The organism is Bartonella sp. AP58NXGY (assembly GCF_042195785.1).
Taxonomy (GTDB): domain Bacteria; phylum Pseudomonadota; class Alphaproteobacteria; order Rhizobiales; family Rhizobiaceae; genus Bartonella.
Window position 1 is genome coordinate 1 of record NZ_JBHIOY010000205.1, and the last position, 773, is coordinate 773.

The window sequence follows — 773 nt, forward strand, 5'->3', positions numbered from 1 at the left end:
GTCTCATAATTTTTCCTGATCGCGTTTTGGGAAGCTGCGGAGCAAACTGAATTTTATCCAATATAGCAATGGAACCTATTTCCTTTCTGACATGCTTGATAAGGTCTTTTTGCAATTCTTCACTTGGCGTTGTTCCCTCCATGAGGGTGACAAAACTGTAGATTCCCTGTCCTTTAATGGGGTGAGGGTAACCAACAACAGCGGCTTCTGATACAGCAGGGTGTAAAACGAGGGCCGATTCAATTTCTGCTGTTCCTAATCTGTGCCCTGAGACATTGAGAATGTCATCAACGCGTCCTGTAATCCAATAATAGCCATCACTATCGCGTCTACAGCCATCACCTGTAAAATATTTCCCTTTATAGGTGGAAAAATAGGTTTCGATAAAGCGCTCATGATCCTTATAGAGCGTGCGCATTTGTCCTGGCCATGAGTCAATAATACAAAGATTGCCTTCTGCTTCTCCTTCCAGAATATTTCCTTGCTCGTCTATGATTTGCAGTTGAACCCCAAAGAAAGGACGTGTGGCGGAGCCTGCTTTAAGAGGCGTGGCACCGGGGAGGGGGGTGATCATATGTCCCCCTGTTTCTGTTTGCCACCATGTATCGAGAATCGGACAACGGTCATTTCCAATTGTGTGATAAAACCATTCCCATGCTTCTGGATTAATTGGTTCACCTACCGTTCCTAAGAGCCGTAAGGATGTTCTTTTTGAGCGTTCAACAAATGAATTTCCCGCACCCATTAAGGCGCGGATAGCGGTTGGTGCTGTA

The 773-nt window shown here is 45.3% G+C and carries 1 protein-coding gene; it reads right to left on the reverse strand.

The genetic code is table 11. The features are described from left to right. Window positions 1–773: AMP-binding enzyme (locus ACFINC_RS10465; RefSeq protein ID WP_375617173.1), on the reverse strand; the 773-nt coding region annotated here is incomplete at both ends.